This window comes from Pontibacter qinzhouensis (assembly GCF_008017455.1).
Classification (GTDB): Bacteria; Bacteroidota; Bacteroidia; order Cytophagales; family Hymenobacteraceae; genus Pontibacter; species Pontibacter qinzhouensis.
Map to the genome: position 1 here is coordinate 1 of NZ_VRTY01000047.1, position 23,431 is coordinate 23,431.

Annotated in this window: 18 protein-coding genes; 2 read left to right on the top strand and 16 right to left on the bottom strand. The window is 48.1% G+C overall.

Annotation, left to right across the window (positions count from 1 at the left end; all coding sequences use genetic code 11):
• Positions 1-3: 3 nt before the first annotated feature.
• The gene (locus FVR03_RS13190; protein WP_147922225.1) at positions 4-624 is read right to left on the bottom strand and encodes an SGNH/GDSL hydrolase family protein; all 621 of its coding nucleotides are present in this window, start codon (positions 622-624) and stop codon (positions 4-6) included.
• Between the two features lie 146 nt (positions 625-770).
• Positions 771-1,139 (bottom strand): ThuA domain-containing protein, encoded by a 369-nt coding sequence (locus FVR03_RS13195; RefSeq protein ID WP_147922226.1) that lies wholly within the window; start codon positions 1,137-1,139, stop codon positions 771-773.
• A gap of 598 nt (positions 1,140-1,737) precedes the next feature.
• On the opposite strand from FVR03_RS13195, the gene FVR03_RS13200 reads away from it, so the two are divergent.
• On the top strand, positions 1,738-1,917 hold the full coding sequence (locus FVR03_RS13200; protein ID WP_147922227.1) for a hypothetical protein: 180 nt from the start codon (positions 1,738-1,740) through the stop codon (positions 1,915-1,917).
• Positions 1,918-2,001: 84 nt separating this feature from the next.
• On the opposite strand, the gene FVR03_RS13205 is transcribed toward FVR03_RS13200, so the two are convergent.
• From FVR03_RS13205 to FVR03_RS13265, 13 genes are all read right to left on the bottom strand, one after another.
• The gene (locus FVR03_RS13205) at positions 2,002-2,940 is read right to left on the bottom strand and encodes a universal stress protein (RefSeq protein WP_147922228.1); all 939 of its coding nucleotides are present in this window, start codon (positions 2,938-2,940) and stop codon (positions 2,002-2,004) included.
• 271 nt (positions 2,941-3,211) lie between these two features.
• Complete coding sequence (locus FVR03_RS13210) at positions 3,212-4,666, bottom strand: L-lactate permease (protein WP_147922229.1); 1,455 nt, start codon at positions 4,664-4,666, stop codon at positions 3,212-3,214.
• A gap of 613 nt (positions 4,667-5,279) precedes the next feature.
• Positions 5,280-6,377 (bottom strand): 2-hydroxyacid dehydrogenase, encoded by a 1,098-nt coding sequence (locus FVR03_RS13215; protein ID WP_439651046.1) that lies wholly within the window; start codon positions 6,375-6,377, stop codon positions 5,280-5,282.
• A 54-nt stretch (positions 6,378-6,431) separates the two neighbouring features.
• Positions 6,432-7,724, bottom strand: coding sequence for an acetyl-CoA hydrolase/transferase family protein (locus FVR03_RS13220; protein WP_147922230.1), 1,293 nt, complete (start codon positions 7,722-7,724; stop codon positions 6,432-6,434).
• A 238-nt stretch (positions 7,725-7,962) separates the two neighbouring features.
• Positions 7,963-8,517 carry a hypothetical protein gene (locus tag FVR03_RS13225; RefSeq protein ID WP_147922231.1) on the bottom strand — a complete coding sequence of 185 codons (555 nt, stop codon included), beginning with the start codon at positions 8,515-8,517 and terminating at the stop codon, positions 7,963-7,965.
• A 527-nt stretch (positions 8,518-9,044) separates the two neighbouring features.
• The gene (locus FVR03_RS13230) at positions 9,045-9,914 is read right to left on the bottom strand and encodes a DMT family transporter (RefSeq protein ID WP_255474211.1); all 870 of its coding nucleotides are present in this window, start codon (positions 9,912-9,914) and stop codon (positions 9,045-9,047) included.
• A 752-nt stretch (positions 9,915-10,666) separates the two neighbouring features.
• Entirely contained in the window at positions 10,667-11,203 is a 537-nt protein-coding gene (locus FVR03_RS13235) for a DUF2721 domain-containing protein (RefSeq protein WP_147922232.1), read from the bottom strand.
• On the bottom strand, positions 11,190-11,579 hold the full coding sequence (locus tag FVR03_RS13240) for a sensory rhodopsin transducer (RefSeq protein ID WP_147922233.1): 390 nt from the start codon (positions 11,577-11,579) through the stop codon (positions 11,190-11,192). The genes FVR03_RS13235 and FVR03_RS13240 overlap by 14 nt, the downstream gene beginning before the upstream one ends.
• Complete coding sequence (locus FVR03_RS13245) at positions 11,576-12,763, bottom strand: D-arabinono-1,4-lactone oxidase (RefSeq protein WP_147922234.1); 1,188 nt, start codon at positions 12,761-12,763, stop codon at positions 11,576-11,578. The genes FVR03_RS13240 and FVR03_RS13245 overlap by 4 nt, the downstream gene beginning before the upstream one ends.
• 435 nt (positions 12,764-13,198) lie before the next feature.
• Positions 13,199-14,083, bottom strand: a complete 885-nt coding sequence (locus FVR03_RS13250) for a sugar phosphate isomerase/epimerase family protein (protein ID WP_147922235.1) — start codon at positions 14,081-14,083, stop codon at positions 13,199-13,201.
• Between the two features lie 345 nt (positions 14,084-14,428).
• Positions 14,429-15,835 (bottom strand): carbohydrate porin, encoded by a 1,407-nt coding sequence (locus tag FVR03_RS13255; protein WP_147922236.1) that lies wholly within the window; start codon positions 15,833-15,835, stop codon positions 14,429-14,431.
• 368 nt (positions 15,836-16,203) lie between these two features.
• Positions 16,204-17,487 carry an L-fucose:H+ symporter permease gene (fucP, locus tag FVR03_RS13260; protein WP_147922237.1) on the bottom strand — a complete coding sequence of 428 codons (1,284 nt, stop codon included), beginning with the start codon at positions 17,485-17,487 and terminating at the stop codon, positions 16,204-16,206.
• 143 nt (positions 17,488-17,630) lie between these two features.
• Positions 17,631-18,551, bottom strand: coding sequence for a carbohydrate kinase family protein (locus FVR03_RS13265; protein WP_147922238.1), 921 nt, complete (start codon positions 18,549-18,551; stop codon positions 17,631-17,633).
• A 906-nt stretch (positions 18,552-19,457) separates the two neighbouring features.
• On the opposite strand from FVR03_RS13265, the gene FVR03_RS13270 reads away from it, so the two are divergent.
• Positions 19,458-20,396: a macrolide 2'-phosphotransferase gene (locus FVR03_RS13270; protein ID WP_147922239.1), complete on the top strand. Its 939-nt coding sequence runs from the start codon at positions 19,458-19,460 to the stop codon at positions 20,394-20,396.
• A 464-nt stretch (positions 20,397-20,860) separates the two neighbouring features.
• Here FVR03_RS13270 and FVR03_RS13275 read toward each other — a convergent pair whose 3' ends face one another.
• The gene (locus FVR03_RS13275; RefSeq protein ID WP_147922240.1) at positions 20,861-23,287 is read right to left on the bottom strand and encodes a glycoside hydrolase family 2 TIM barrel-domain containing protein; all 2,427 of its coding nucleotides are present in this window, start codon (positions 23,285-23,287) and stop codon (positions 20,861-20,863) included.
• Between the last annotated feature and the right edge of the window lie 144 nt (positions 23,288-23,431).

Genomic DNA, 23,431 nt, shown 5'->3' on the forward strand with positions numbered 1-23,431 from the left:
TTTCTACCTTAAAATTTCCAGAGCCGCGGGTAAGGCTAATCTGGCCCACTCCAGGTGCATTTTGCGAGCGTAGTGCAGGCCATCTGCTGCCAGGAACTCTTTGTCGGAGCCGTGGGCACGGGTAAGCGGCGTAATAAGGATAAAAGTTATTCCGGCTCGATGGCAGGCTGCTTGCGCCTCCTGATTAAATGCATCTATTTCGGCAGCAATGCGGGCACGATCACGACCTGCAGCAAAAGGCGTAATTCCCCAATCAGGAATGGATAGCACCAGCACATGCTCAGCCTCCTGATTAGCAATTGCAATAGCCGTGTTGAGCAACTGCTCGAATTCTACACGGAAACGCTCCACAGGCTGCCCCCGATATTGATTGTTTACTCCGATTAGCAGCGACACCATGTCATACTTCTGCTGTAGGTTGGCTTCTGTAACGGCTTGCGAAAGTTCGGAGGTGGTCCAGCCGGTGCGGGCAATAGTAGAAGGGGTAGCCACCGACACACCATGTTCCCGTAGCAATTCGGCTAACAATACTCCCCACCGGTCCGCTTCAGGTACACCCTCGCCTATTGTATAAGAATCGCCTAGGGCAAGGTAAGTTCGTTCAGAAGCTGTTGGTGCGGACATAGGGCGTTTAAAGGCTTTTTAGTTTATTTAGTTATTTGTTGCTGAAGTTGTTGTGCCAGTTTTTCGAACACAACTTACCTAGATTTGTGACACCTTGTATATAAATTATGATTCTTGATTTAAGAGGCGGCACAAAGCTCTGTAAGTCAAAGTTTGATGTTTTCATTTTCAATAGAAGTATCGAGTATGTATTGCTCAAAGGCCGTTTGTTGGGCAGGATCCAAAACATCACCGGTCGTGTTCAAAAAAACAACTGCTTTGTAGTGCTTAAGCGAATCAGAAACAAAATAAGCTGCATTTTCAGTGGCTGTAACCTTTACCTGATGCTCCTGGGCCAGGGCTTGTATGGCATCAATTCCGGCTTCAATTGATTCGTGGCGAAACCCGGCGGTTTTAGAGAAAACCAGAATTGCCTCCTGCCCTACTTCTTTTCCCTGTTCCTCTTTCTGGCAAGACTGTAGCATACCAGACCCAAACAGAAGCAAAGCCAGCACCTGAACATACAATGTTTTCATTTTAGATATTTTATAACCCAAAAACTACAACCGCCGATCTGGCGCCTGCAGGTAATTATTTACAACCTAAGTTGCCAATTATTTTTCAGGAATAAAATAAAAGCCTACAGTACCTATAACCTGCGACTTAACTTTTTGGAATCCGAAGTTTCGTTGCTCTCTGGTAAAGGACACAAGATTTAATCATAAGCCTGTTAAAATGGATAATTCAATTTTTGATTCCTGATATGCTGTGTCGTCATCCGTATCAGATTTCATGATTTTGAAAATATTTTCTACTGATAAACCTCCGGCCTATAAACATGGTCTGTACACAAAATCAGCCTTTTAAAAATAGCTGTAGCTGCTGTATTATTTTTTTGATGGGAAAGAAAAGCGCCACTAAAACGACAATAGCTACATCTAAATGACATATTGCTGCTTTACCAGATCCTACTTACTACCTACAGCAACCGCTACACGCCTTACACATAAGTGAATAATTAATGCTGTTCCGGCTACTCCTATGGGTGCTAACACGCGTTACTGCCTGTAACTTAACACCATACAAACAGTATACATATCTGTAAATAAGCACTTTACATTAAATTTAAATAGTATGATTACATGGAATTATGCCGAACCGAACGAAACGTACGTTAAGGTAACAGGGCCGCTTGCTGAACATTTTATACAGGAAGCCGGCGTACTAGCACACCCCGAAGGACTATTTGTTCCGATTAACCTCTACAATACCATTATGGGCAAATTGTCAGCCCAAATCCTCTCCATCGCCTAACCTCTCAGCTTCACAAGCAAAAACATGATTTTAAGCTAAGGCTGTGGTGGACTCTTCAGAAAAGCAGTCTGCTGAGCAACATGCTCAGGCAACCTCCTGAAGTACCTTTGTTGTTTTGGTACTATCAAAAGCCGGAGCTGCTTTGCCAGGTAGTGCCAGTAAAGGAACAGAAGCCTGGGCAGCTACTTTTCCGGTCACGCTTTTGTTCAGCAGCCTGTCTAGGAACGAGTGCTGCGATGGCGACAGTACCAGTAAATCGGCCTGTTCGGTGGCAACATACTGCAAAATGCCTTCGGCTACATCTTCTTTCTCTTTAAAGAAAAGCTTGTAGGGCAGGTTATGGAAGTAGCGCTCCACATTGTTAAGGGCAGCAAACGCTTTTTCACGTTCTTCCTTCTGAATATGGCTCCTATACACATGCAGCACATGCAGCTGGCACTTAAAAGCAGCCAGTAAGTGCTGCAGCGGCCTTAGCATCTGCTTTGTTGGGAAACGGGCCAGGTCTACTGCAAAAACAATCGATTTTAGGCCACTGAAAACCTGATCGGCCGGAATGGCCATTACCGGCAGGTGGCTCTGCTGAATGAGTTGCAAGGTGGTGCTTCCCAGAAATGCCTGCTCCAGCAAGCCTGTTCCCCGCATTCCCATTACCACGAAATCTGTTTTGTACTCCTGGATAACCTGAAGTATTTCTGGAACTGTTAAGCCAAACCGGCACACAGGAGTTATAGTCACCGGCTTAACCGAAGCCGAAGTACCCCCTGATTTTGTATTAGCTCTTTTTTTAGAGGCAGAGAATTTTTGCCAGGTGTCGTTGGCGAATCCTTCCAGTTTCCGCAGCATTTTGTGCTCCAGCATAGCTATGGCCACTTGCTGCTGGTGCGGTATAGGCGACAAAATAGGATAATGAAACACATGGACCAGCGTAATTTGCGCGCCCTGCTGCTGTGCCACCTCAAGGGCATACAGAAAGGCGTTGTGGGCAATAGCTGAAAAATCGGTGGGTACGAGAATATTCTTCATAGCAGGGCCTGTTTAGCTGAACGATCGGGGGCGGTGCGCCACCAGCACACTAATTTAAGCTTGCCACCCTTCCGCTACTATGACTACCATCAAGGCAATAACTGACGAACATCATTTTCGGCAGCATGAGCCGGTAAAAAAATCATACCGCAGGTCCATATCACCCCATTCAGCGTTTACTCTTTATAATTCTAAAGAAAGTAAAAATCTACCCTGCTGCTTTCTGAAGGTTTAAAATCCTTATATCCGAAAATGGAACACACTGTTATTGCTAAACGGCCAGGTACAGCAAAAGCCAGCCAACCCCACCTGCCACCAGGCCAGCCACCACCGTAGGCATCATGTTTATAGACAGAATGTCTTTATAGTTTTTAAGGTTAGCAACAGAGGCTGCCGCAATAATGTTGAACAGACAGATGCCATTTCCCATGGATGCCCCGAACAGCTGCATGGCCAAAATCACGGTTGGCTGCATCTGCAACGCCTGTGCCGTTTCGAGCTGTGAGGCACCGAACACAACATTCGAGATGGTGGTACTACCCGTTATAAAGACCCCGATAATTCCTAAGAAGGGTGAAAAAATAACGTAAGCTCCGCCCATGGCACTTAAGGTCTGGGCCATATTATTTACCATAGAGGGTTGTACCACGCCGGAGTGAATCATGAGTTGCGCCACGGCAATAGACGGAAACAGCACCACCAGCACCTGCAGCAACTTTTTCAAGCCTTCGGCCAGGTACCACGACTCTGTTTTACGCAGCATGCCCACCCCTACCCCTACCAACACGAACGGAATTAGCGGCGATTGCAGCAACTTTATACCGGCCTTCAGGTTTGTACCAAACAGATCGGTAAAAGCCAGTTCCCAGCCCAGCAGGTGCCGCAGCGGCGTAAGCACCTTCGGCAGCAGTAGCAGCACCGCCAGTAGCGCATATGCCAGCCAGGGTTTAAAATCGATTTTGGTTTGCCCCTGCCGCAAATACAGCACCGAAAGCACCAGCATGACCAAAGCAGCCAGCACGGTAGCCAGGTCTGGCACCCAGTAACTGAAAACACAAAACGGCAACGCAAAAAACGAGAACATGGCCAGCACCTTGCCTTTGTACTCCAGGGGCGCGTGCAGCCTCGCAAACATCCTGAAGATAAAATAAAAGACCGTACTCATTGCCACCACGGCGGTTATGGCAGCCACCAGGCCAATCTGCTGCACTTGTGGCCACTCCAGCTGCAGAGGCAATTGCAAACCGGTAAGAATGGGCGTACCTACTGCTCCGAACATAGAAAACATGCTATCGAAGAGCAGCACCACGGCCACAGCCAGCAAGGCATTAAAACCCAAGGCTATTAAGATAAGCGGCACGATGGCACCGGGCGTGCCGAACCCGGCAACTCCCTCAAAAAAAGCGGTGAGGCAAATGGCCAGCAGAAAAAACCGGACTTCCTTTGCCGGATGCAGCTCATCGAGCGACTGACTTATTTGCCTGATCATGCCGGTGCCATTCATAATATTGTACAGGAAAAGCGCGCCGAAAACGATCATTAAGATGTTCAGGCTCATGAGCAGCGATATACTGATAACACCTGCAAAATGCGGAAGCGTGGCTCCCCAGTAAAAGAAGAGCGCACTTGTTACCACCAGCCCCACCAACACCGCCTCCCGCACTCCTTTCAACAACGACACCACAATAAGAATAGCAACCGGTAAAAACGACAGGAAGTAGATCATAGGAACATTGGCTTCTGAAGACAAGGCACACTGCTGCACCCTTCTTCGGGCTTCTTCAAATCAAAAATTAGTAATTTAAATACCTTGCGCAAAAAGAAAAACGTACCACGCCACCCGATTTTCAAAATTTGTATAGAAGGTGGCACAAGTTCAGATAAGTTGTATCGCTGTTCAAAAAAACGTAGAAAGCCTTGGCCTAATAAATCTGCGTATTCTGAGGAAGACTACTTCCAGGTGTGGTTTTAAACTATACCTGGAGCAGGCATTTTAGCCTTGCCGCAAATTATTTGAATAAAATTACACTCCGGAAGAAAAAAGAGGCAATCCATGCCAAGGGTTAAACACGATAGCAAAGGCTTTTAGATGCACTAACCTAAGATTTAGATGCTTGCACAAACAAAGAATAACTTATCGGTACCCTTGGATATAAACAGGCTAAAATGCTTCGGAAGGCTGAATCTATTAGAATAATTTGCTTTGCCGGCAGGCCGTTTTAGTTGTTGCATCCGCAGTTAAAGGTTTGGTTACAGATTTTGATGACAGGCAGAGACCTAAGGCAGCAGCATAAGGAATTTGCCTGTCATCTGGTGGCTTGCTACCGGTGTTTTTGTATCTACTTCACCTCGTTTTGCAGCTCCTCCTGCTGTGCATAGGCTACAATGTTCTGTAGCGTTACTTCGGCTATACTTTGAAGGGCATTGCTGGTAAAAAACGCTTGGTGTCCGGTTATAAGCACATTGTTAAAAGAGAGCAGGCGCATAAACACATCATCCTGAATAACTTTGTTCGACAAATCTTCAAAAAACAGGTGCGCCTCCTCTTCGTACACATCCAGGCCCAGGTAGCTGATCTGTTCGTTTTTTAAGCCTACTATCACAGCCTTGGTATCTACCAGTGCTCCACGGCTGGTGTTTATCAGCATCACTCCTTTCTTCATTTTGTTTATGGCCGTTTTGTTTATAATGTGGTGGGTTTGTGGCGTAAGCGGGCAGTGCAGCGATATAATATCCGATTCTTTATAAAGAGTATCCAGGTCGGTAAACTCAATTCCGATCTCTTGCATCTCAGGGGTTTCGGCTACGTCGTAACCTAGTACCCGGCAACCGAAGCCTTTGAGAATACGAGCGGTGCACAAACCTATTTTACCTAAGCCTATCAGCCCTGCGGTTTTGCCGAACAGGTCGAACCCCATCAGGCCGTTCAGCGCAAAGTTGCCTTCTTTTACCCGGTTGTAGGCGCGGTGCGTTTTACGGTTCAGAGTTAAGATAAGCGCCATGGTGTGCTCGGCCACCGAATAAGGTGAGTAAGCAGGTACGCGCACCACCTTTATACCTAAAGCTGCAGCTGCTTTCAGGTCTACGTTATTGAAACCGGCGCAGCGTAAGGCAATCAGCTTAACACCTTGTGCAGCCAGTTCCTGCAGTATGTCGGCGCTCACGGTGTCGTTCACGAAAACGCAGACTACATCGTGCCCTTTGGCTAGTACGGCAGTGGCAGGGGTAAGCGGCACCTCCAGAAAACGAAGATCGAACCCATACGGGTTGTTGGCTTCCTTAAAAAATTGCTTGTCGTAGGCTTTTGAGCTAAAGAAAATAACTTTCATGTGCGGAAGGTTTTTGGTGGATGTTCTGAAAAAGAGCAAGGCATACATCTGCTTTACAGAAGATGCCAGTTGCCGATCATGTATGTTCTTGTTCAGCCAATCTGGCATAGCAAGGGCAGACTTTCGGCTGCCCTTCACTACCAACTATACAAAAAAATCGAACTAAACTCCCTGCAAACTACGGCTATTCTTATTAAAGCGTTCAAAAGCTGCCCACTCCAGCGCCTCCCGGTGGTCGGGGTGCGCTATCTGAATGAGTGCCTCGGCACGCTGCCGCAGGTTTTTTCCCCACAAAAAAGCAATGCCATATTCGGTAACGATATAATGCGCGTGGGCACGGGTGGTTACCACACTGGCACCCTGGTTCAGAAAAGGTGTGATGCGCGAAATGCCTTTGCTGGTAACAGAAGGCAAGGCAATAATGGGTTTTCCGCCTTCTGACAAAGCGGCTCCCCTGATAAAATCCATCTGGCCGCCTACCCCTGAATATTGATAGGTACCAATAGAGTCGGCGCACACCTGGCCGGTCAGGTCTATCTCGATGGCACTGTTGATGGCTGTTACTTTGGGGTTGGTCCTGATGATGGCAGTATCGTTAACATAATCGATGTTCTTGAATTCAACGGTTGGGTTATCGTCTACGAAGTCGTAGAGTTTGCGCGAACCAATTACAAAGCCAGTTACGATTTTGCCTCTGTAGCTTTTTTTATGCTGATTTGTAATCACCCCTTTTTCCACCAGGTCTATCACGCCATCAGAGAACATTTCGGTGTGCAGGCCCAGTTCTTTGTGGTTCGCAAGGCTGGCCAGCGTAGCATCCGGAATCTGGCCGATACCGGTTTGCAAGGTGGCTCCGTCTTCTACCAAAGTAGCGCAGTTCTGGCCAATCAGCGTAGCCACTTCCGATATAAGGCCTCTTTCAATTTCGGGTAGCTCCTGCTGGTGGTGTACCAGGGCATCGATTTTACTTACATGAATAATGCCATCGCCGTGGGTGCGGGGCAAACGCGGGTTCACCTGCGCAATAACGTAGCGCGCACATTGCATGGCCGTATTCGAAATATCGATGGCTGTGCCCAGGGAGCAGAAGCCATGCTTATCAGGAGACGACACCTGCACCAGCGCCACATCGATGGGCATAACACCTCTCCGGAACAGCAACGGAATCTCGCTCAGGAACATAGGCACATAGTCGCCCTGCCCACTGTTTACAGCCCCACGCACGCTTTTCGATACAAAGAGAGAATTCATAAAAAAGCTGTCCTGGTATTGTTTCTCGGTAAAATTGGCCTCGCCGTGCAAACTTGCGCTTACCAGTTCCACATCGCGCAGCTCATCTGCCCGCTCCACCATTTTCTGCAGCAAGTGATGTGGTGTGGCAGCCCCTCCCTGCACAAAAACACGATCTCCGGATTTTATCTTTTTTACGGCTTCCTGCCCAGTTACATAGTTCATGAGGTTTGAGGTATGTGGTTTGTACTCCTGCAAAACTACCTGCTAGCAGCTGCACCAAAAATGACAGCACACCCTGGCAACAGGTGACAAAAGTCAGTTACTAATGGTTATTTTGAAGGCTTTTAACCAAAAACAATCACTGCAGCACCCTTAAAAAACAAATAACCATTTGTTAGGCTAAGCTCGGCATACTGCCAGCCTTACCTAACAAATGGTTACAAGCCACAACAATTACTTTTTAGTACTTAACCGGGCCGTAAGCTACCTGCGCTATTACCTCTATATCCCGTGGCTGGCTCAGTTTCATGTTGTGGTCTACTTCAAAAGTATCGAGAGGGCTGTCGGCGATAACGGCATGCTCCAGCAGGAAACGGTGGTGCTCGTTATCGGCATTAGGCAGCTGTCCCCACACCACGGGCCGGTCTTCGGAGTCGCGGCCATAGATGTATGGAGCCAGCAGAATGTCTTCGTGCCTGCCATTGGTATGAGTGTAAGCAAAATGGAGCAGGCGCTGGTGCTCAATGGCTTCAATAATAGATAGAAATTTCTGGTCGCCCTCCAGGTAAAAAATACCTTTGTCGGTTATGCGGGCCAGGAAAGGTTTGTCTTCGCCAGAAATGTGTGGCTCCTCGAAGGCAGACTCGTGGTGTGTCTCTATCAGACCGTCCAGGGCCATGTCGTCTACTTCAACCTCTGAGAGGTCGTTGCGGTTTTCGTTTATGAGTGGGGTCAGGTCATGGAACTGCCCATCGCGCCGAAACTTGTACAGGTAGGATAAAATTTTGTTAACCATGGCTTTAGTGTTTATATGGTACAGGTGTGTATGGAAGTCCTTCCTGGGAAATAGGCACATGAGTACCGGGTTTGCCAGCAATTAATAACTGCGTCTTCGCTTATCGGAGTCAGAAATTGCATTGCCCTGAAAAATACGACACTCTTAGCATGATTCACGATTTTTATGATTTGTATTAAATCAGATAAGTTGTGTCGCAGTAGATCTACCTTAGCATGTACGTCAGAAGCTTATAGATAGATTAAATATAATCTATTTAAGTTTTTAGAGGATACACTTTGTAAAGCTGTTAAATAAAATCAGCAACTTTTAACTAACATCTACTGAAAATGCATTTGACCAGGCCATTTCACCCTTGACAGTAAAATGGCTAAATCTTTTTTGAAGGGGGTTTTTATTTGAAAAATTGAAGAATGGGCATGCATACTTCTTAAAGCATAATCGTGCAAAACTGTGGCGGGAGCAGCAGGAGTAATAGCTGCTGCTGCGTTGCCTGGCCCCGCTCCGGGTTTTAGGTGGCAGTAGCACTAAACCTCTTTTGTGCGTGCTCTCTCTGCTTTGACCAGACGATTTTTGTAGCGGATGTTTAGAATGACGCCCAGCAGCACCAGTGCCATGCCCCAGTAGGTAAGCAGGCTAAATTGCTCATCGAAAAGCACATAGCCAAGCAGGAGCGCATAAATAATACCGATGTAGTTTAAGTTTGCCACCTTCGAGATTTCTTCGGCCTGGTACGACATGGTCATGTAATACTGGCCGAGTTGCGTGAGTATGCCCACCAGCAACAGCAGCGCCCAATCCCAGCCGACAGGGTTAACCCACGTAAACAGGCAATAAACGCCTACCACCGGAATAGAAACCAGCGGGAAATAAAACATGATGACGAGCGGGTGCTCCTGTGTGTTTATTTTCCGGATGATGGTATAGGCCAGCCCCGAAAATACCGCACTCAGCACACCCAGCCAGAGGTAAAGGCCATCTACATTTACCTCTACGCCGTTTATAACAAGTATGCCGGCAAACGACACCAGGAAGAAAAACCACTGCCATAGCCGTACCCGCTCCTTCACCATAAAAATGCCGAGAATAGCCGTAAAAATAGGCGACATGTATTGTACGGTAGCCGCAGTGGCCAGCGGTATATTTTGCAAGGTATTGAAGAACAGCAGCAAGGCAATGGCTCCGGCAGTTCCACGCGCTATAAGCCACCTGTAGTTGGTGCCCAGCACCGGCACACCAGCCTTCCGCAAAACAGTGTAGCTCATAACCAACGACACAATAGAGCGAAACAGAATAACCTCTGCCGCCGGAATATGAGCCAACGACTTTACGCAAACATTCATCAGCGAAAAGAAGAGCGTAGACAACAGCATGTACCTTACTCCCTTCGAAAACATGTGGTCTGTTGCTGTTAGGTGGTAAATGTGATTTTATAATTATAGCGGTTCAGCACCTGCTTTTGCCTGAAGCTGAAAGGCTCTCAGGATTTTTTTCTGAATCCGGCCCTGCTGCTCTCACACTTCCGGCAGCAGGTGCCGGTGCCAAAGTTCAGGTTTTTATCTGCAGGAAAGAAACCTGGCGGTCTTAAAAGCAAATTATTCGAATCAAAAAGCCCTTCCAACAGATTTCACGGGTTTTTGTGCCAAGGGTAAGCCCTTGGCGATATCCTGCTGAAAAACCTTCCGGAGGCTATTTTCATTCGAATAATTTAAGTGCATAACAAATTTTGGGGTAACTATATTATAATACTTTAATAGATCAGGTTCCATTATGCTTAGCTAAAACTCGATCCGGCGCCCTTATGCTATTTTGTTGTATGGTGGAAGTCTTAACGCTCACGGCCGCTAGGCCTCGTCCTTGGCCTGAAGCGCCTCACATCTTTCCTGCCCTACGGGCTGCCTGCGGCACCGGAAATATGTGAGGCGCTTCAGGCCAAGGACTGGGATTTGTTCGATAGCCAGCTCTGATGCCTCGTAAAAACTAACTAATCCTATATAGATACCGCTACATATGTTATGCAATCGAATAATTTAAGTGCAGAAGAAATTAAAGGTTTTTATAAGTTCTATCTGTAAGAAAACTTATGCGGCAAATTTAACGCAACACGAAGCTGGTAAAGCAGTTTCGTGGAAAGGTCGCTGCAAAAGGCTCAACTGATCCTGCTTTCTTTTTTAGATGAACTGGTAAGCATCTCCCGGCTGTAATTTCTGATCAGGTAATTCATTTCGAGGTCTACAGCGCCCAGGGCCACGCGTGTTTCGGCTACCAGGAGAATGGTGGCATAGAACAGGAAAACGGTGCCGAACAGCCCCAGCGCCACCGGCACCCACAGCGCCCGGTAGCCCAGCACCTCCAGCAACCCGATGGTGACACTGGTAGCCACAAAAACCGAAAGTGCAACGTAGAGCAGGCTAATAGTCTGCTGCAGTTTACGAGATCGGTTGGCTGCCCGGTACAGCAACTTGTAAAGCAGCTCTTTTCGCTCCTGATTTACCTGGCTGGCTTCTTTTGAAATTAATTCTTCGAACTGATCGGAGATTTTACGTGCCCGCTCTATGCTCCGTGCCAGCCGTTGCGAGGTGGTTAATATAAGTTGCCCTGTTGCCAGAATCAGCACCACAGGTGTGATCATGGCCGACAAAACCGTGAGCGTAGACATGTTCGTGGCAAACTCAGCTATTTCCATCGGCTTGGTAAACGGTTATTCCCATTAATGCCAGAGCACTTTGCCCGGTATGCTGCCTCGTAAGCTGCACCACCACCGGCACATTACTTTCTAACACACCTCCGTAAGGCACGCCCAGCGGCACCGCCTGCGGGTCTATTAAGTCGTTTATGCTGAACATTCTGATGCGTTGCGGCGCTACTTTTATTTCGTAACCACCTACTGGCTCTTTGTCGGTGTAGAAAAAGGTAAGTTGAACCAGTGCTTCTTCGGGCGTGGTGTTTAAAATAGAGAGCACCTCCTGGCTCACGTAATCGGGTTCTTTACCCGTACTGTCTACCGGAATGCAACCACCGGCAAAGGCCCAGCTCTTTTTTCCGTACGTTTTGCTTTTCATAGGCCAAAAATTTTCTTTAGATAGTCGTTCAGGAAAATGCCTTCCGGATCAAATTGTTGTCTGATTTTCAGGAATTTTTCCCACTCCGGGTATAGCTCCTGAAAGTCTCTGGCGGCAAGACTATGTTTTTTACCCCAATGCGGCCTGCCTCCGTAGGCCCTGAAGATGGGCTCTATATCGTCGAAGTACTTTTTATACTCCAACTCATTGTTCTGCAGCACAGCTATTGTAACGGACTCCTGGTTATAGAAGGGACTGAGGTACACATCGTCGGCAGCTATGGTCCGGTACAAAACGCGCCAGCCAACATACTGGCGGTGCTTCTCTTTAATGCGCTTCCGGATTTCTCTGAAACACTCCGGCCCTGCCTCCAGCGGAATTATATATTCCATCTCTTCGTATTTAAGGTCGCGGAACTGTGGCAGTATCTCGTAGAGCCAGCCTTTGCTTTGCTCTGCCTTCTCGGCAAACGGAATATCATCCATCCCCTCGCCCAGCTGGTTGCAGGTCCTGAGCTTAGTTCGGTCGCTGCGGGGGTACCAGTACATGTCGAACATGCGGTTGCTGTCTATTAGCTCCTCGAGGTGTTCCAGGCTCACATCTATGTGGGAGCAATACTCTTTGCGTGCATACAGAACTGCAGGTTCGGCCTGAATGGTAAGTTCCGTGAAGAAGCCCAACGCACCAAGCGAGACCTTTGCTGCTCGCATTATGTCGGGGTGCTCCTCCAGCGAAAATGATCTCAGTTCTCCGGTACCGTCTACCAGTTTACACCCCACCAGCATGCTCGACAGGTTCTGCAAAGTACGGCCAGAGCCATGAGTGCCTGTGCCAAAAGCGCCAGCCAGGTACTGCATGTCTACATCACCGGTATTATGCATGCTCAGCTTCAGCTTTATAAGCTCCTCACCGGCCTCCGAAATGCTGGTACCGGGCAACATGTTAACGCGGTGGCTCGCAGGGTCGTGCCCAACTGCTCCTTTAAGCTTATGCTGCGACACCAGCACATGGTTTGTCTGCACAAGCGGCACCGACGAGTGGCCTGCCCCTACTATCCTGATGCCTTTCCTTTGTGCGATTGCCTGCTGTACCAGCTCTACCACACCTCTTTCGCTGGCAGGCGCTGCTATTTCCTCAGGCGAGAACCTGACACTTCCAGACCAGTTTGTCCATTCGTTGCTCATGCAAACTTCATTTTTAAGTCTAACGGTTTTCCTTAAACCATAAAACAGAACGGAAGGTTAAGCATCTTTTAGCAACAGCCTAAAGGCCAGCAGCTTTCAGCAAAATAAGTTAGGCTAGTGCTTCGCCAAATTAAAATTAGAAATCTAAAATTATGCTGGCGCGAGCGTCCTCGCTCGCGACGATTATTCCGCGGCCTCCGGCTGCTTTGAAGCTCTTTTGCGGGGGCATAAACTGGAGGAGCACCAGGTTAGCTAAGAGTTGTTCCTTAACCTGCTGCCTTTTTCCTGACCTTGCTCTCGCTCTGACTGCCTTTGGCACTGGAAACTAGAGAGAGAGCTGTACTGCCTAAGAAAGGAGTTGGTACCCAAAGCCTCCGCTACTCTGAAAGTAACCGTGTTTGGTTTCACTGGAAATACAAAAGTCTGCTGTTAGCATTAAGTTGCAACTTCAGTCACTAACTGTTTTTGGTGCGTCAGCAGGCCGTACTCCTCAGATTTTGCCTGCATAAAACTCAGACTACCTTTGGCTAAAGTTTCAGGGTCGTAAGCAGATGGGCGCCAGAGCGATGTTGGCCCCACCAACTCTTTTATGTGCGAAGAAAAGTTTTCGAGCACCAGCGGACCAGCATAAGAAATGGCAGCTAGTCCTTTAAAAAGATCGTCCCAGTGCACATTTCCTTCGCCAAGCATGCCACGGTCGCTCTCCGTCATGTGGATGTATTGGAGCTTGCCGGCTGCTGCTACCACTGGCTCGTAAAAACTGGTTTCCTCTATGTTCATGTGGAAGGTATCGAGCATAAGTCCCAGGTTCTCAGCATCTAGTTCTTCTATTGTATGGAGCACTTCTGCAGCAGAAGTAAAGACATAGGTTTCGTAGCGGTTTATGGGTTCTAGGCCCAAGGTGATGCCCCGTGGTTGCGCATAAGCTGCTACCTGAAAAATAGCATCCTGCAAAATGGCTTTCTCTGCCGCCGTACAAGGATTACCGGTAAAAGTTCCGATAGCTGCATAAAGCACGCCCCCCAGGTAGGTTCCGTTCATGGCCTCTACTTTATCGATGGCTGTTTTCAGGAGGTTTACAGCAGCTCTGGGGTGGTGCAGCAGGTGGTACTCTTTCGGAAGAATAAAAGAACAGCGCCCTTCTATGCCATGCGTTCGCAATTGTTGTTTAACCGTTTTAGCATCGAAATCCATGGTAGCTGGCAACGATATTTCCAGCAGGTCGAAGCCGCAACTGGCTGTTTTCTTAATGGCATAAAGTCCTGCTTCCGGCGACCAGGCAGGAATCCAGGATAGTATAGAAGCTCCAAATTTTAGCATGTTGGCAGATGGTTTTTAGTTGTTAGGTTTAATAGGTAATGCTTTGAATTTTAGTTACTGATGGTATGCACCTTACATTCAGGAGGCGTCATGATGTAGAGTCTAAATCTATAGCAGGAGTCTCATCCGGTGCCCGCAAGCTATTTTGTTCTATAGGAAAAGTCTTAGCGCTCGCGGCCCCGGAAACCTGCAAAGGCACGCAACCCAAGAACTGGGATTTTGTACTACGAGCCACTGCTACTGGGCCAGCAAAGTAATGCTTAACTTCAGCTTTAAATTCTGCTAATGAATTTGCCCTTCAAAAGCTTTTTTGGGTGAAAGAGGCCAAGGGTTGCTGCTTTTGCCTCAGAAAATCCACCACTCGCTGCGCACGCCCATGTAGGTGCCCCATGCTTTGCCTCCGGCCTGTTGCAGAAAAGGCGAGTACATATTTTGCTGTGCAAACTGGTTGTATGTAGCAGCCGAAAACATAAACCGGATGTGCGGCCTGGCCCAGGGATCGCGCTGGGCAGTAGGCACGATGGTGGGTGCTATGGTAAATTTAAGCATGGTGGCTGCTGCCTGGTCGCCATCCTGCCGCACCGTATAATGCGCCTCGTTCAGCAGGTGGAGCCAATTTGTTAGGTACAGCACACTGCGCAGCCCTGTCGCAAGGTCGGTTTTACGGTTAAAGGTGAGGTTGCCTTTGTAGTCGGGAGCCTGCCCATTGGTGGCGGCACCACCTTTGCTTTTGGTAAACACGCCATACCCGTTCAGGCTTAGCCGGTCCGAGAGGTTCAGCATTATATGCTCCACCAGCGTTACAGAATAGGCATCGGTATATTTTTTGGTCTCAAAGGCCGGTGCACCAAATGTAGCCCAGGTTAAGGTAACGCCATTGTCGCCGCCATTGGCGATGCCGGTGCCGTAACGCACCGCAAACTGGTTAAACGAGCCCGGCTTGCGAGTAGGCAACGCTGTGTTATGCTTTGCCCCTATTACCCAACCTTTATCAGCAGGATGATAATCAGGAGCATTAACATCGGAGGCAGGCATGTAGTGGTACTCGCCAAGCAGTTTTACAGAGGCTCCGTTTTTGATGAGCGGAATGGTATGCTCGCCTATGGCAATGGTTCGTTGCCGCATGGCTGCCACCTCTGCACCATCTATCATGTTAACATAGTAGTATGGCGGACTCGTGGAAGCAGCATCTATGGCAGCCGGAAACAACATCGAAAAGTCTGAGTTTTTTCTTTTTATGCCGAAGCCCTGCGAGCTGTGGTCATCGAAATAAAAATAGTCGGTTATATGCACATCGTCGTAGCGCATGTAGCGGGCACCTGCCCACACGCTCCACTGGCTGCCTACTATGTTGCGGGCTTCCACAAAAGCTTCTGGCAGGGCAATGGTCAGGCCATCGGTGGAGCGGGTGCTCACGTTACCCAGGTACTGTCCGCCCAGGGCGTACATACCAATTCTGGCCTGAAAAACGATGGCTGTGGTATCGGCGCTGGAATTTACCTGGTTAAAGTGCAGGGCAGGCAGCAGGTCTATGTAGTCGCCTTGTTCTAGCCTGCCACCCAGTGAGCCATGCCCGAGCAGGTTCAGCGACCGGCCCATGTTGCCCGGCACCGAAGGCGAGAACCCTGCTCCCACTCTGCCGGTAGAACCCAGCGAGAAATTTTTATTTGTTACCACCGGCTGGCCCAGGCTGGCACCGAAACTTAAAGGCAACAGCAGGCCTATAAGCAAAATGGTGTAAAATGCTTTCATCAGAAAATGTTCTTAAATAATTCCGGATACCAGAAACTGTGTCAGGATCTGGTGTAAGACAGTACCAAATATGCCTATAGCCTGGCGTGCACCATGGCAGCTATATGTTGAGAGGGAATGCAGAAGTTAAAATGCAACTTAAAAGAACCGATTGCTGCTCCCGTACAAGTTCTAAGCCGCCTGAACAGTAAGTGAACCGCTCCTGAAGCACATGCCAGTTACATCTACCCTTGTTTACCCTTAGCCGATTTTAAACAAAATGGCTTTGGAAGGGCATTTTTATTAGCATAATTTGAAAATGCTTTCTAAACAGACAGATGTTCGTTACGTGCATGGGCTTCGGGAGCAGTACCAGTTCCGGTTTCTTACTACGGCTTTACTTTATAGAGCCTGGCACCATACAAGAACACCATGGCGTAGCACACAATAGGCAGGTAATAAGCGTAGGCTACATCGTAGTTAGCCACAAAGCCCATAATGGTCGGGAAAACGGCACCACCAAACATACCCATCACAATAAAAGAAGAGGCTTGCTGCGTATGCGCCCCCAGGCCTTTTAAGCCGAGGCTATATACGGTTGGGTACATAATACTGAAAAAGAAGTTCAGCATGAGCAGGGCTACAAAAGATGGCCAGCCCCAGCTTTGGGCAATGAACACACACAGTACAATATTGATGAGCGCGTAGGTGGCCAGTAGTTTGTTTGGCGCAATAAACCGGATCATGAACGTGCCGGCGAAGCGACCCAGCATCATCAGGACCATGCTTAGCGCGAAATAGTAGGCGGCAGTTTCGTCGGTTAAACCTATTTTTTCTACGCCATAGTTTATAAAGTAGGCCCAGGTGCCGCCTTGCGCCGCCACGTTAAAAACCTGTGTTATTACGGCCCATACAAAGTGCTTGTGCTCAAACAGTTTTTTGGGGGCTTTTAGCTGCTCCGGCTCCACGGCTACTTCGTAGGCATCGGTGGCGATGGCATGGCTCTGCGCCAAAACCGGCACTTTTACAAAGGCAAACGCAATGCCTATAGCCGCTATGACCATACCAATAAGCATGTAAAGAATTTTAACAGACTCCACACTTGTTTCGTTACCTGCCTCAGCGCCGGCACTCAGCAAAAAGTAACCTCCCAGCAAAGGCCCTACCACGGCACCCAGCCCGTTAAACGACTGCGCAAAATTAATGCGTTGGTCGCTGGTGCGCTCATCGCCGAGTGCGGCAACAAAGGGGTGCGCCACGGCCTCCAGGGTTGCCAGGCCGCAGGCAAGCACAAACAGCGCAAACCTGAAGAACCCGAACGAGGCAGCATTGGCCGCTGGTATAAACAAAAAGGCACCGCAGGCATACAGCAACAGGCCCAGCAACACGCCATTTTTGTATCCATATTTTTTCATGAACATACCGGCCGGAATGCCCATAATAGCATAAGCCCCAAAAATAGAAAACTGCACCAGACCAGACTCTGCCTTAGAAACTGCCAGTATGTTCTGGAAGTGCTTGTTCAGCACATCGCCCATGGTAATGGCAACGCCCCAGAGCATAAATAGCGATACAACAAAGATGAGCGTGAGCACATACTTCTTTTCGGTGAAGGATGCCTTTGCGGCTGGCGCGAAGACTTTTGTTTGAGGTATTGATTTAACCTGGTGCATGCGTGTACTTGTTTTACATTTCGTGCGTTACGTGTATTGTTTTATGGTAGTAAAAAGCTCCTGCTTCGGCTATAAGCCACTGAACCAGGCACCGATGAGATACAGGAAGTGCTACTGTGGCAGAAAACCTGCGGAACGACTGGCTAGAGTACTATTTTCTGGAATTTGCGCCACATAAAGGCCTCTAAGGTGGCGGTGTCGTAGGTGGGGCAGGCGCCGTGGTGCATGGTTACAAAGCCAGCTAAGGCTGCGGCATAGGCCAGGGCTACATCAGGGGCTTCTTTCTGCAGTTTTTTGGCCAGAAAAGCTGCCAGAAATGAGTCTCCGCTGCCTACAGTGTCAGCTACTGTAACGCCAAAGGCGCTGCAGTCGAGTTTAGTAAATGCGGTATAATACGAGGCTCCGCGGCTGCCTTTGGTTACAAGAATCTCACCAATCGGGAAGGCATCCTGCAGCACCTGAATCTGCTCTTCTTCTGTTGAGCAGTTGCCGTGGTACCAGCCGGCCAGTATTTCGAGCTCGGCTGTGTTTAGTTTCAGAAGGTTGGTTTTAGAGAGCAAGTGCCTGATGATGTCGGGCTTGTAATGTGGTACCCGTAGGTTTACATCGAACACGTTGTAGCGCGACATCTCCAGCATGGCATACAGTGTTTTCCGCGACTGCTCGTTGCGGGTAGAGAGGCTCCCGAAAACAAGGGCATCGGCCTGAGCGAGCAACGGCTCTACTTCGGGCTGAAGCGAAATATAGTCCCAGGCAACCGGAAACAGAATATCGTAGTGCACTTCGTTCTGCTCGCGCAACACCACGTGCACCTCGCTGGTGGGCTGGTCTGGGCTTAGCTGGCACAATGCCGTAGACAAGCCCCAGCCGTTCAGGATGGAGAGTAGTTTACGGCCCGGTTCATCGTGACCTACCCGGCTTACAAGATGCGTGGTAAGGCCCAGCTGGTTAAGGTGGTAAGCTACGTTCATGGGAGCTCCTCCCGGCTTTGCTCCCATTGGCAGCATGTCCCAGAGTACTTCGCCAAAACATACCACCGAACTGTTTTCTATTGATCTCTCCATTGCTTTATAGTTTGAGTAGTTATTACTTATGCTGAATTTTAAAAACCCATAAAACAGTTTGCTTAATCGTTTAAACAAACTTATTAAAAAAAAAGCTGCAAGAGCTTTTGGGGTGTTGCCTTTATGTTGCTATATATTGGGCTGTTTGCCAACCCATGCGGGTCTTGCCTTACTATAAAAGAAGACTGCCTGCTGCATTGCCTTTCTTTCTTCTGCCGCTCCTGCTTTTACATTTTAGCAGGTTTTTTAAAAATCATGTGTTAAATGTATGCTTAATCGATTAAACACACAAACAATTGTTCATATTTTTTTTTAGAATTACGGATTTTCCGGAATCATTTACTAATTATTCTAATGAAAACAGCCTCCGGAAGGTTTTACAATCCAAAATTGCCAAGGGTCAGGCAGGCCTGTTACAGTTGGTTGTACGTAGTAAAGCTCCTGCTGGTGTTTAAAAACAAAAGTAGCACCACTTATGCAGCAGCCCTAGGCTCCTCTAATTTATTGTTATGAATTATTTGCCCCTGCAAAAGTGCTTCAAAGCGGGGCCGGAGGACGTGGAATAATTGTCATGAGCGCGGAGGCTCACGCCAACATAATTTTTTAATTTGGTGAAGCCCTAGGCTCACATGTAAGTGTGATGGAACAAGGCAAGGCTACACAGTCCGTACCAGGTTTTCAGTTTTTCGTATAAGGCTGTAACTTACATCTGTAGCACCTTCACTTTCATGAATTTCAGCATTTCTTTGTTGCAGTTCATTTCTGATTATACCAGGCAGTAGGGTTATAGCTGGCACCTGGCGTGCAGAGGCTGTTTTTTTATCTTCTTTGCTTTACCGGAAACTGCGCATCAGTTCGCAGGCATCCGATTATTCCGGCAAAATAAGTTTCAAATTTAAAGATGTTATGAACACGAAAGAAAAGCTAGATACTCCCACTCCCATTTCTCCGGCTGCACTTTTGGCTCTTGCCCGACAACACGGCCTGGCCCTGCAACCCGATACGTTTACTTATAACGAAACCGGCCTCGATTTTCAGGTAGTTCAGGCGCGGCATGAAAATGACAGCCATTGGATTTTGCGCATACCCCGCCGGCCCGATGTACTACCGCGTGCCGAAAATGAGCGCAAGGTGCTGCAGTTTCTGCAGGACAAGCTGCCGGTTGCCGTACCCAACTGGCAGGTATACCACCCGCAGCTGATCGCCTACCCGCGACTGGCAGGAACACCTGTCGCCAACATCGACATGGAAAACATGTGCTACATCTGGAACCTCGATCACGAGCACCTGCCGGAACAGTTTATTGCATCTTTGGGACAGGCACTGGCTGCTTTGCATGCACAAGATGCACAGGCCGCCGCACAGGCCGGTGTAAAGGTGCACCAGCCGGAGCAATTGCGCGAAAACCTGAGAGCTCAGATGCTGCTTGTTCAGAAGGAAATAGGTGTGGCGCACTCCCTGTGGCAGCAATGGCAAAACTGGCTCTCCGACGACAGCTACTGGCCGCAGCATACCAGCCTGGTACACGGCGACTTGCAGGCAGCCCATATCCTCACAAACGAATCCGGCATTGTTAACGGCTTCCTCGACTGGACCGAAGCAGAGATTAGCGATCCGGCCATTGATTTTGTATCCATGCTGGCAAGTTTTGGCGAAGACATTACAAAACGGCTCCTGCAGGCCTACGAAAAAGCTGGTGGCAAGGTGTGGCCCCGTATGCTGGAGCATATCTGGCAGAGGCATGCAGCCTATGGTGTAACTATCGGTTTATTCGTACTGGAATCCGGCACCGACGATTACCTGCTCATGGCCCGGCAGGCTCTGGGACTGGAGGAACAAGCATAATTGTTTTAACTAGTGCAGGCTCATGGCCTTGTCCTGTTCCATAACTTTTGCAATTTTCAATCAGCCTCACTCCTCGGTTCTGTTGCCCGACAGAATTCCGTTTTGTACGGCAATTAGCCCTCGCAGGTACCATGGAAGTAACCTGTCAGGGTACAGGAAACAGAGAGGTGACGGCTATAGCTGCTTTAGGTGGGAGTATGTTTATGGCATTTCGCAGCTAGTGTACCCGCAGCTATTAACTTAGTCTAGGTTTAGTTTTCAACTACACCTAGACTAAGTTATTTAACAGGATAAGGCTTGTGGCCTGGGCAAGCTTTTCTTATCTATTTGACAAAGTTTAGATTACTCCTACTATTTAAATATCCGCAATTTCTACTTTTAAATTTTTAATTTAACTATTTACTAACCAAGGCAATGCAATTTCTGATTCTGATAAATGAAGACACAGCCTATAAGGGCAATAGCTACTGCACAGGTATTACGATTGTCTGCGGCTGTAAACCTGGCGAATGGAGTGTCACTTTCACTTCTCCTTTCTTTTGCTCTGCTTGCAGATAAGCCAACAACTTACCCCGTAATGCTTTGCGCTTATTAGCTTTATAGTCTTCATGGCTTATCAGGCTGCCGCTTTCAAGTCCGATTAATTTACCAGGCCCCTCTATTGTTACCGTTATTTCGTTTTCTGCGTTGTAGACTGTGTTACTCTGGTTATCAACTACATCAATCACCAGATGAGCAACTTCCTTCTTGTCTGCTTTAAGTAATCGTTTGTCTACAGTCGCTTTTATGGCATAAGGTGCACCTGTTGTTCTCAGCAGGTGCTGGGTTACCTCTTTTCCATCCTGATAGCCTTTAACAAGTAACTCCCCTGGCTCATAAGCTACCTCCCACTCCAGCACGCGGGCTTTTGCCTCAGCATAGGGTTTTCGGCCCAAAGACATTCCATTCAGAAACAGTTCAGCTTCTTCCGTATTCGTAAAGCAACTAACTTTTACCTTATCTCCTGCAGTCCAGTTCCAAACAGGTGCTAAAGGCCGGTTACGCTCATTCTCGGTTTGTTGCATTTTTGAGGTGGCGATGTACACCATTGGCTTATCGGACCAGAGGCTTTGCCTGAAGTAGTAATCAGGTTTAGGAAAGCCTGCCAGGTCTAACAAACCGGCACCGCTACTGCGCACTGGCCAGCTCCTGGCCTCTCCCATAAAATCGAAAGCTGTCCAGAGAAACTGGGCCGAAATGTGTTCCAGTGTATCTACGGCGAGCCAGGCGTCTAACCCTTTTCCGTTCTCACTGCCATAAATTATCCGGGCAGGATATTGCGCATGGTCCTCCCCATACCGATACTCCTGGTAGTTGTAGCCTACTAAGTCCAGTTCATCAGGATAGGTGGTATAGTTAGACATAACCACTCCGGCCAAAGCAGCCGTAATTGGCCTTGTTGTATCATATTGCTTCGCTACAGCCACTAATTGTTTGGCTATTTCGCCGAGCCGACTGGCAGCCGGGTTGTTTGGTTGGTAGCCTTTGCCATAAATCTGCGGATTACGCCCTGTATTAAGCACCTCATGCGAGTAAGGGTCGTTTGGATAATCAATCTCATTGCCAATACTCCACATAATTATAGAGGCGTGGTTACGGTTGCGGAGAATCATGTCGCGCAAATCTCGCTCTGCCCACTCGGCAAAATGCTCGTGATAACCGTCGTTCCCAGGCTTGCCAACGTTCCAGCCTTCAATCCATTTATTCTTGCCTGCTTCCCATTCATCAAATGCCTCGTCCTGCACTAAAAATCCCATTTCATCGCACAGCCTGTACATATAGTCCTGGTGTGGGTAGTGGCTCATTCTGATAGCATTACAGCCCAGCTCTTTCAGAGAGGTTAAACGTCTTACCCACACCTCTTCCGGCACAGCTGCTCCCAGGGCTCCGGCATCATGATGAAAGCAAACACCTTTCAGCTTTATGTTTTCATTGTTCAGGAAAAAGCCTTTATCAGCATCGAAGCTGAAACTCCGAAAACCTACTTTCTCTACATAATCGTCTGTTTTCTTACCGTTTACATACGAGGCCACATACAGTTCATACAGGTCAGGAGCATCAACAGACCAGAGTTCCGGGTTCTTTACCTGAAACGTTAGACTTGCATTTGCCTCCTTTCCTGCCTTTGCTCGCACTTTCTGACGGCTGTCTGCTACAGTTTTTCCTTGCTTGTCGCGCAGTTCAGTTCTTACTTCAATTTCGGCTGCTTTTTTAGACTTGTTCGTAAGCGACACAACTACCTGCGCAGAGGCATTGGTTTTGCTTACTTCAGGTGTAGTGAAGGTAACCCCCCAAACATTTATGTGTACAGGCTCCACCGCCATTAGATATACATTGCGGTAAATGCCGGAGCCCGGATACCACCTCGAATCGGCAAACTTGGTATGATCTACTTTAACCGAAATGGTGTTTTTCCCTTTCTTGTTCAGATGTTGGGTAAGCTCATAGTAAAAGGGAGTATAGCCATTCGGCCGTTTTCCTAAATAATGGCCGTTTATCCACACTTCGCTGTTTTTGTAGACGCCATCAAAATACAGAAACAGGATCTTGGAGCGTTGATCAGGTGTGAGTTCAAAGGTTTTCCGGTACCAGCCAATGCCGCCAGGCAGGTAACCCGTGCCACTCGCCCACTCCTGGCTAAAGGGACCTTCAATGCTCCAGTCGTGCGGTAAGTCTACCTTGCGCCAGTTATTGTCATCAAAATCTACTGTTTCTCCGTTAGCGACATCGCCTTTATGAAATGTCCAGCCGTCGTTGAATAGTACTTCTTTTCGCACCTGCTGTGCTGTTGCGTAACCAGGCAGGCAAATTAAAAGCAGCCCTATTAAGTTAAGTAAAATTCGATTTTTCATTCTAAACGCTTTTATTACTTGTTAACACTTCTTTTAAACTGCGTCTCCACGTATCGGAGTCAGAAATTACATTGCCTTAAAAAATACAATTCACATAGCACGATTAGCGACAAACGATTTTTTAAAATGTGTATTATAGTTGTA

Excerpts from the sequence above, each read along its gene's own strand:
- FVR03_RS13215 (WP_439651046.1), bottom strand. The coding sequence starts at position 6,377 with ATGCCAGATTGGCTGAACAAGAACATACATGATCGGCAACTGGCATCT.
- FVR03_RS13240 (WP_147922233.1), bottom strand. The coding sequence starts at position 11,579 with ATGAAAAGCAAAACGTACGGAAAAAAGAGCTGGGCCTTTGCCGGTGGT.
- FVR03_RS13190 (WP_147922225.1), bottom strand. The coding sequence starts at position 624 with ATGTCCGCACCAACAGCTTCTGAACGAACTTACCTTGCCCTAGGCGAT.
- FVR03_RS13195 (WP_147922226.1), bottom strand. The coding sequence starts at position 1,139 with ATGAAAACATTGTATGTTCAGGTGCTGGCTTTGCTTCTGTTTGGGTCT.
- FVR03_RS13265 (WP_147922238.1), bottom strand. The coding sequence starts at position 18,551 with ATGGAGAGATCAATAGAAAACAGTTCGGTGGTATGTTTTGGCGAAGTA.
- FVR03_RS13270 (WP_147922239.1), top strand. The coding sequence starts at position 19,458 with ATGAACACGAAAGAAAAGCTAGATACTCCCACTCCCATTTCTCCGGCT.
- FVR03_RS13220 (WP_147922230.1), bottom strand. The coding sequence starts at position 7,724 with ATGAACTATGTAACTGGGCAGGAAGCCGTAAAAAAGATAAAATCCGGA.
- FVR03_RS13275 (WP_147922240.1), bottom strand. The coding sequence starts at position 23,287 with ATGAAAAATCGAATTTTACTTAACTTAATAGGGCTGCTTTTAATTTGC.
- FVR03_RS13245 (WP_147922234.1), bottom strand. The coding sequence starts at position 12,763 with ATGAGCAACGAATGGACAAACTGGTCTGGAAGTGTCAGGTTCTCGCCT.
- FVR03_RS13255 (WP_147922236.1), bottom strand. The coding sequence starts at position 15,835 with ATGAAAGCATTTTACACCATTTTGCTTATAGGCCTGCTGTTGCCTTTA.
- FVR03_RS13235 (WP_147922232.1), bottom strand. The coding sequence starts at position 11,203 with ATGGAAATAGCTGAGTTTGCCACGAACATGTCTACGCTCACGGTTTTG.
- FVR03_RS13250 (WP_147922235.1), bottom strand. The coding sequence starts at position 14,083 with ATGCTAAAATTTGGAGCTTCTATACTATCCTGGATTCCTGCCTGGTCG.
- FVR03_RS13205 (WP_147922228.1), bottom strand. The coding sequence starts at position 2,940 with ATGAAGAATATTCTCGTACCCACCGATTTTTCAGCTATTGCCCACAAC.
- FVR03_RS13225 (WP_147922231.1), bottom strand. The coding sequence starts at position 8,517 with ATGGTTAACAAAATTTTATCCTACCTGTACAAGTTTCGGCGCGATGGG.
- fucP (WP_147922237.1), bottom strand. The coding sequence starts at position 17,487 with ATGCACCAGGTTAAATCAATACCTCAAACAAAAGTCTTCGCGCCAGCC.
- FVR03_RS13200 (WP_147922227.1), top strand. The coding sequence starts at position 1,738 with ATGATTACATGGAATTATGCCGAACCGAACGAAACGTACGTTAAGGTA.
- FVR03_RS13230 (WP_255474211.1), bottom strand. The coding sequence starts at position 9,914 with ATGTTTTCGAAGGGAGTAAGGTACATGCTGTTGTCTACGCTCTTCTTT.
- FVR03_RS13210 (WP_147922229.1), bottom strand. The coding sequence starts at position 4,666 with ATGATCTACTTCCTGTCGTTTTTACCGGTTGCTATTCTTATTGTGGTG.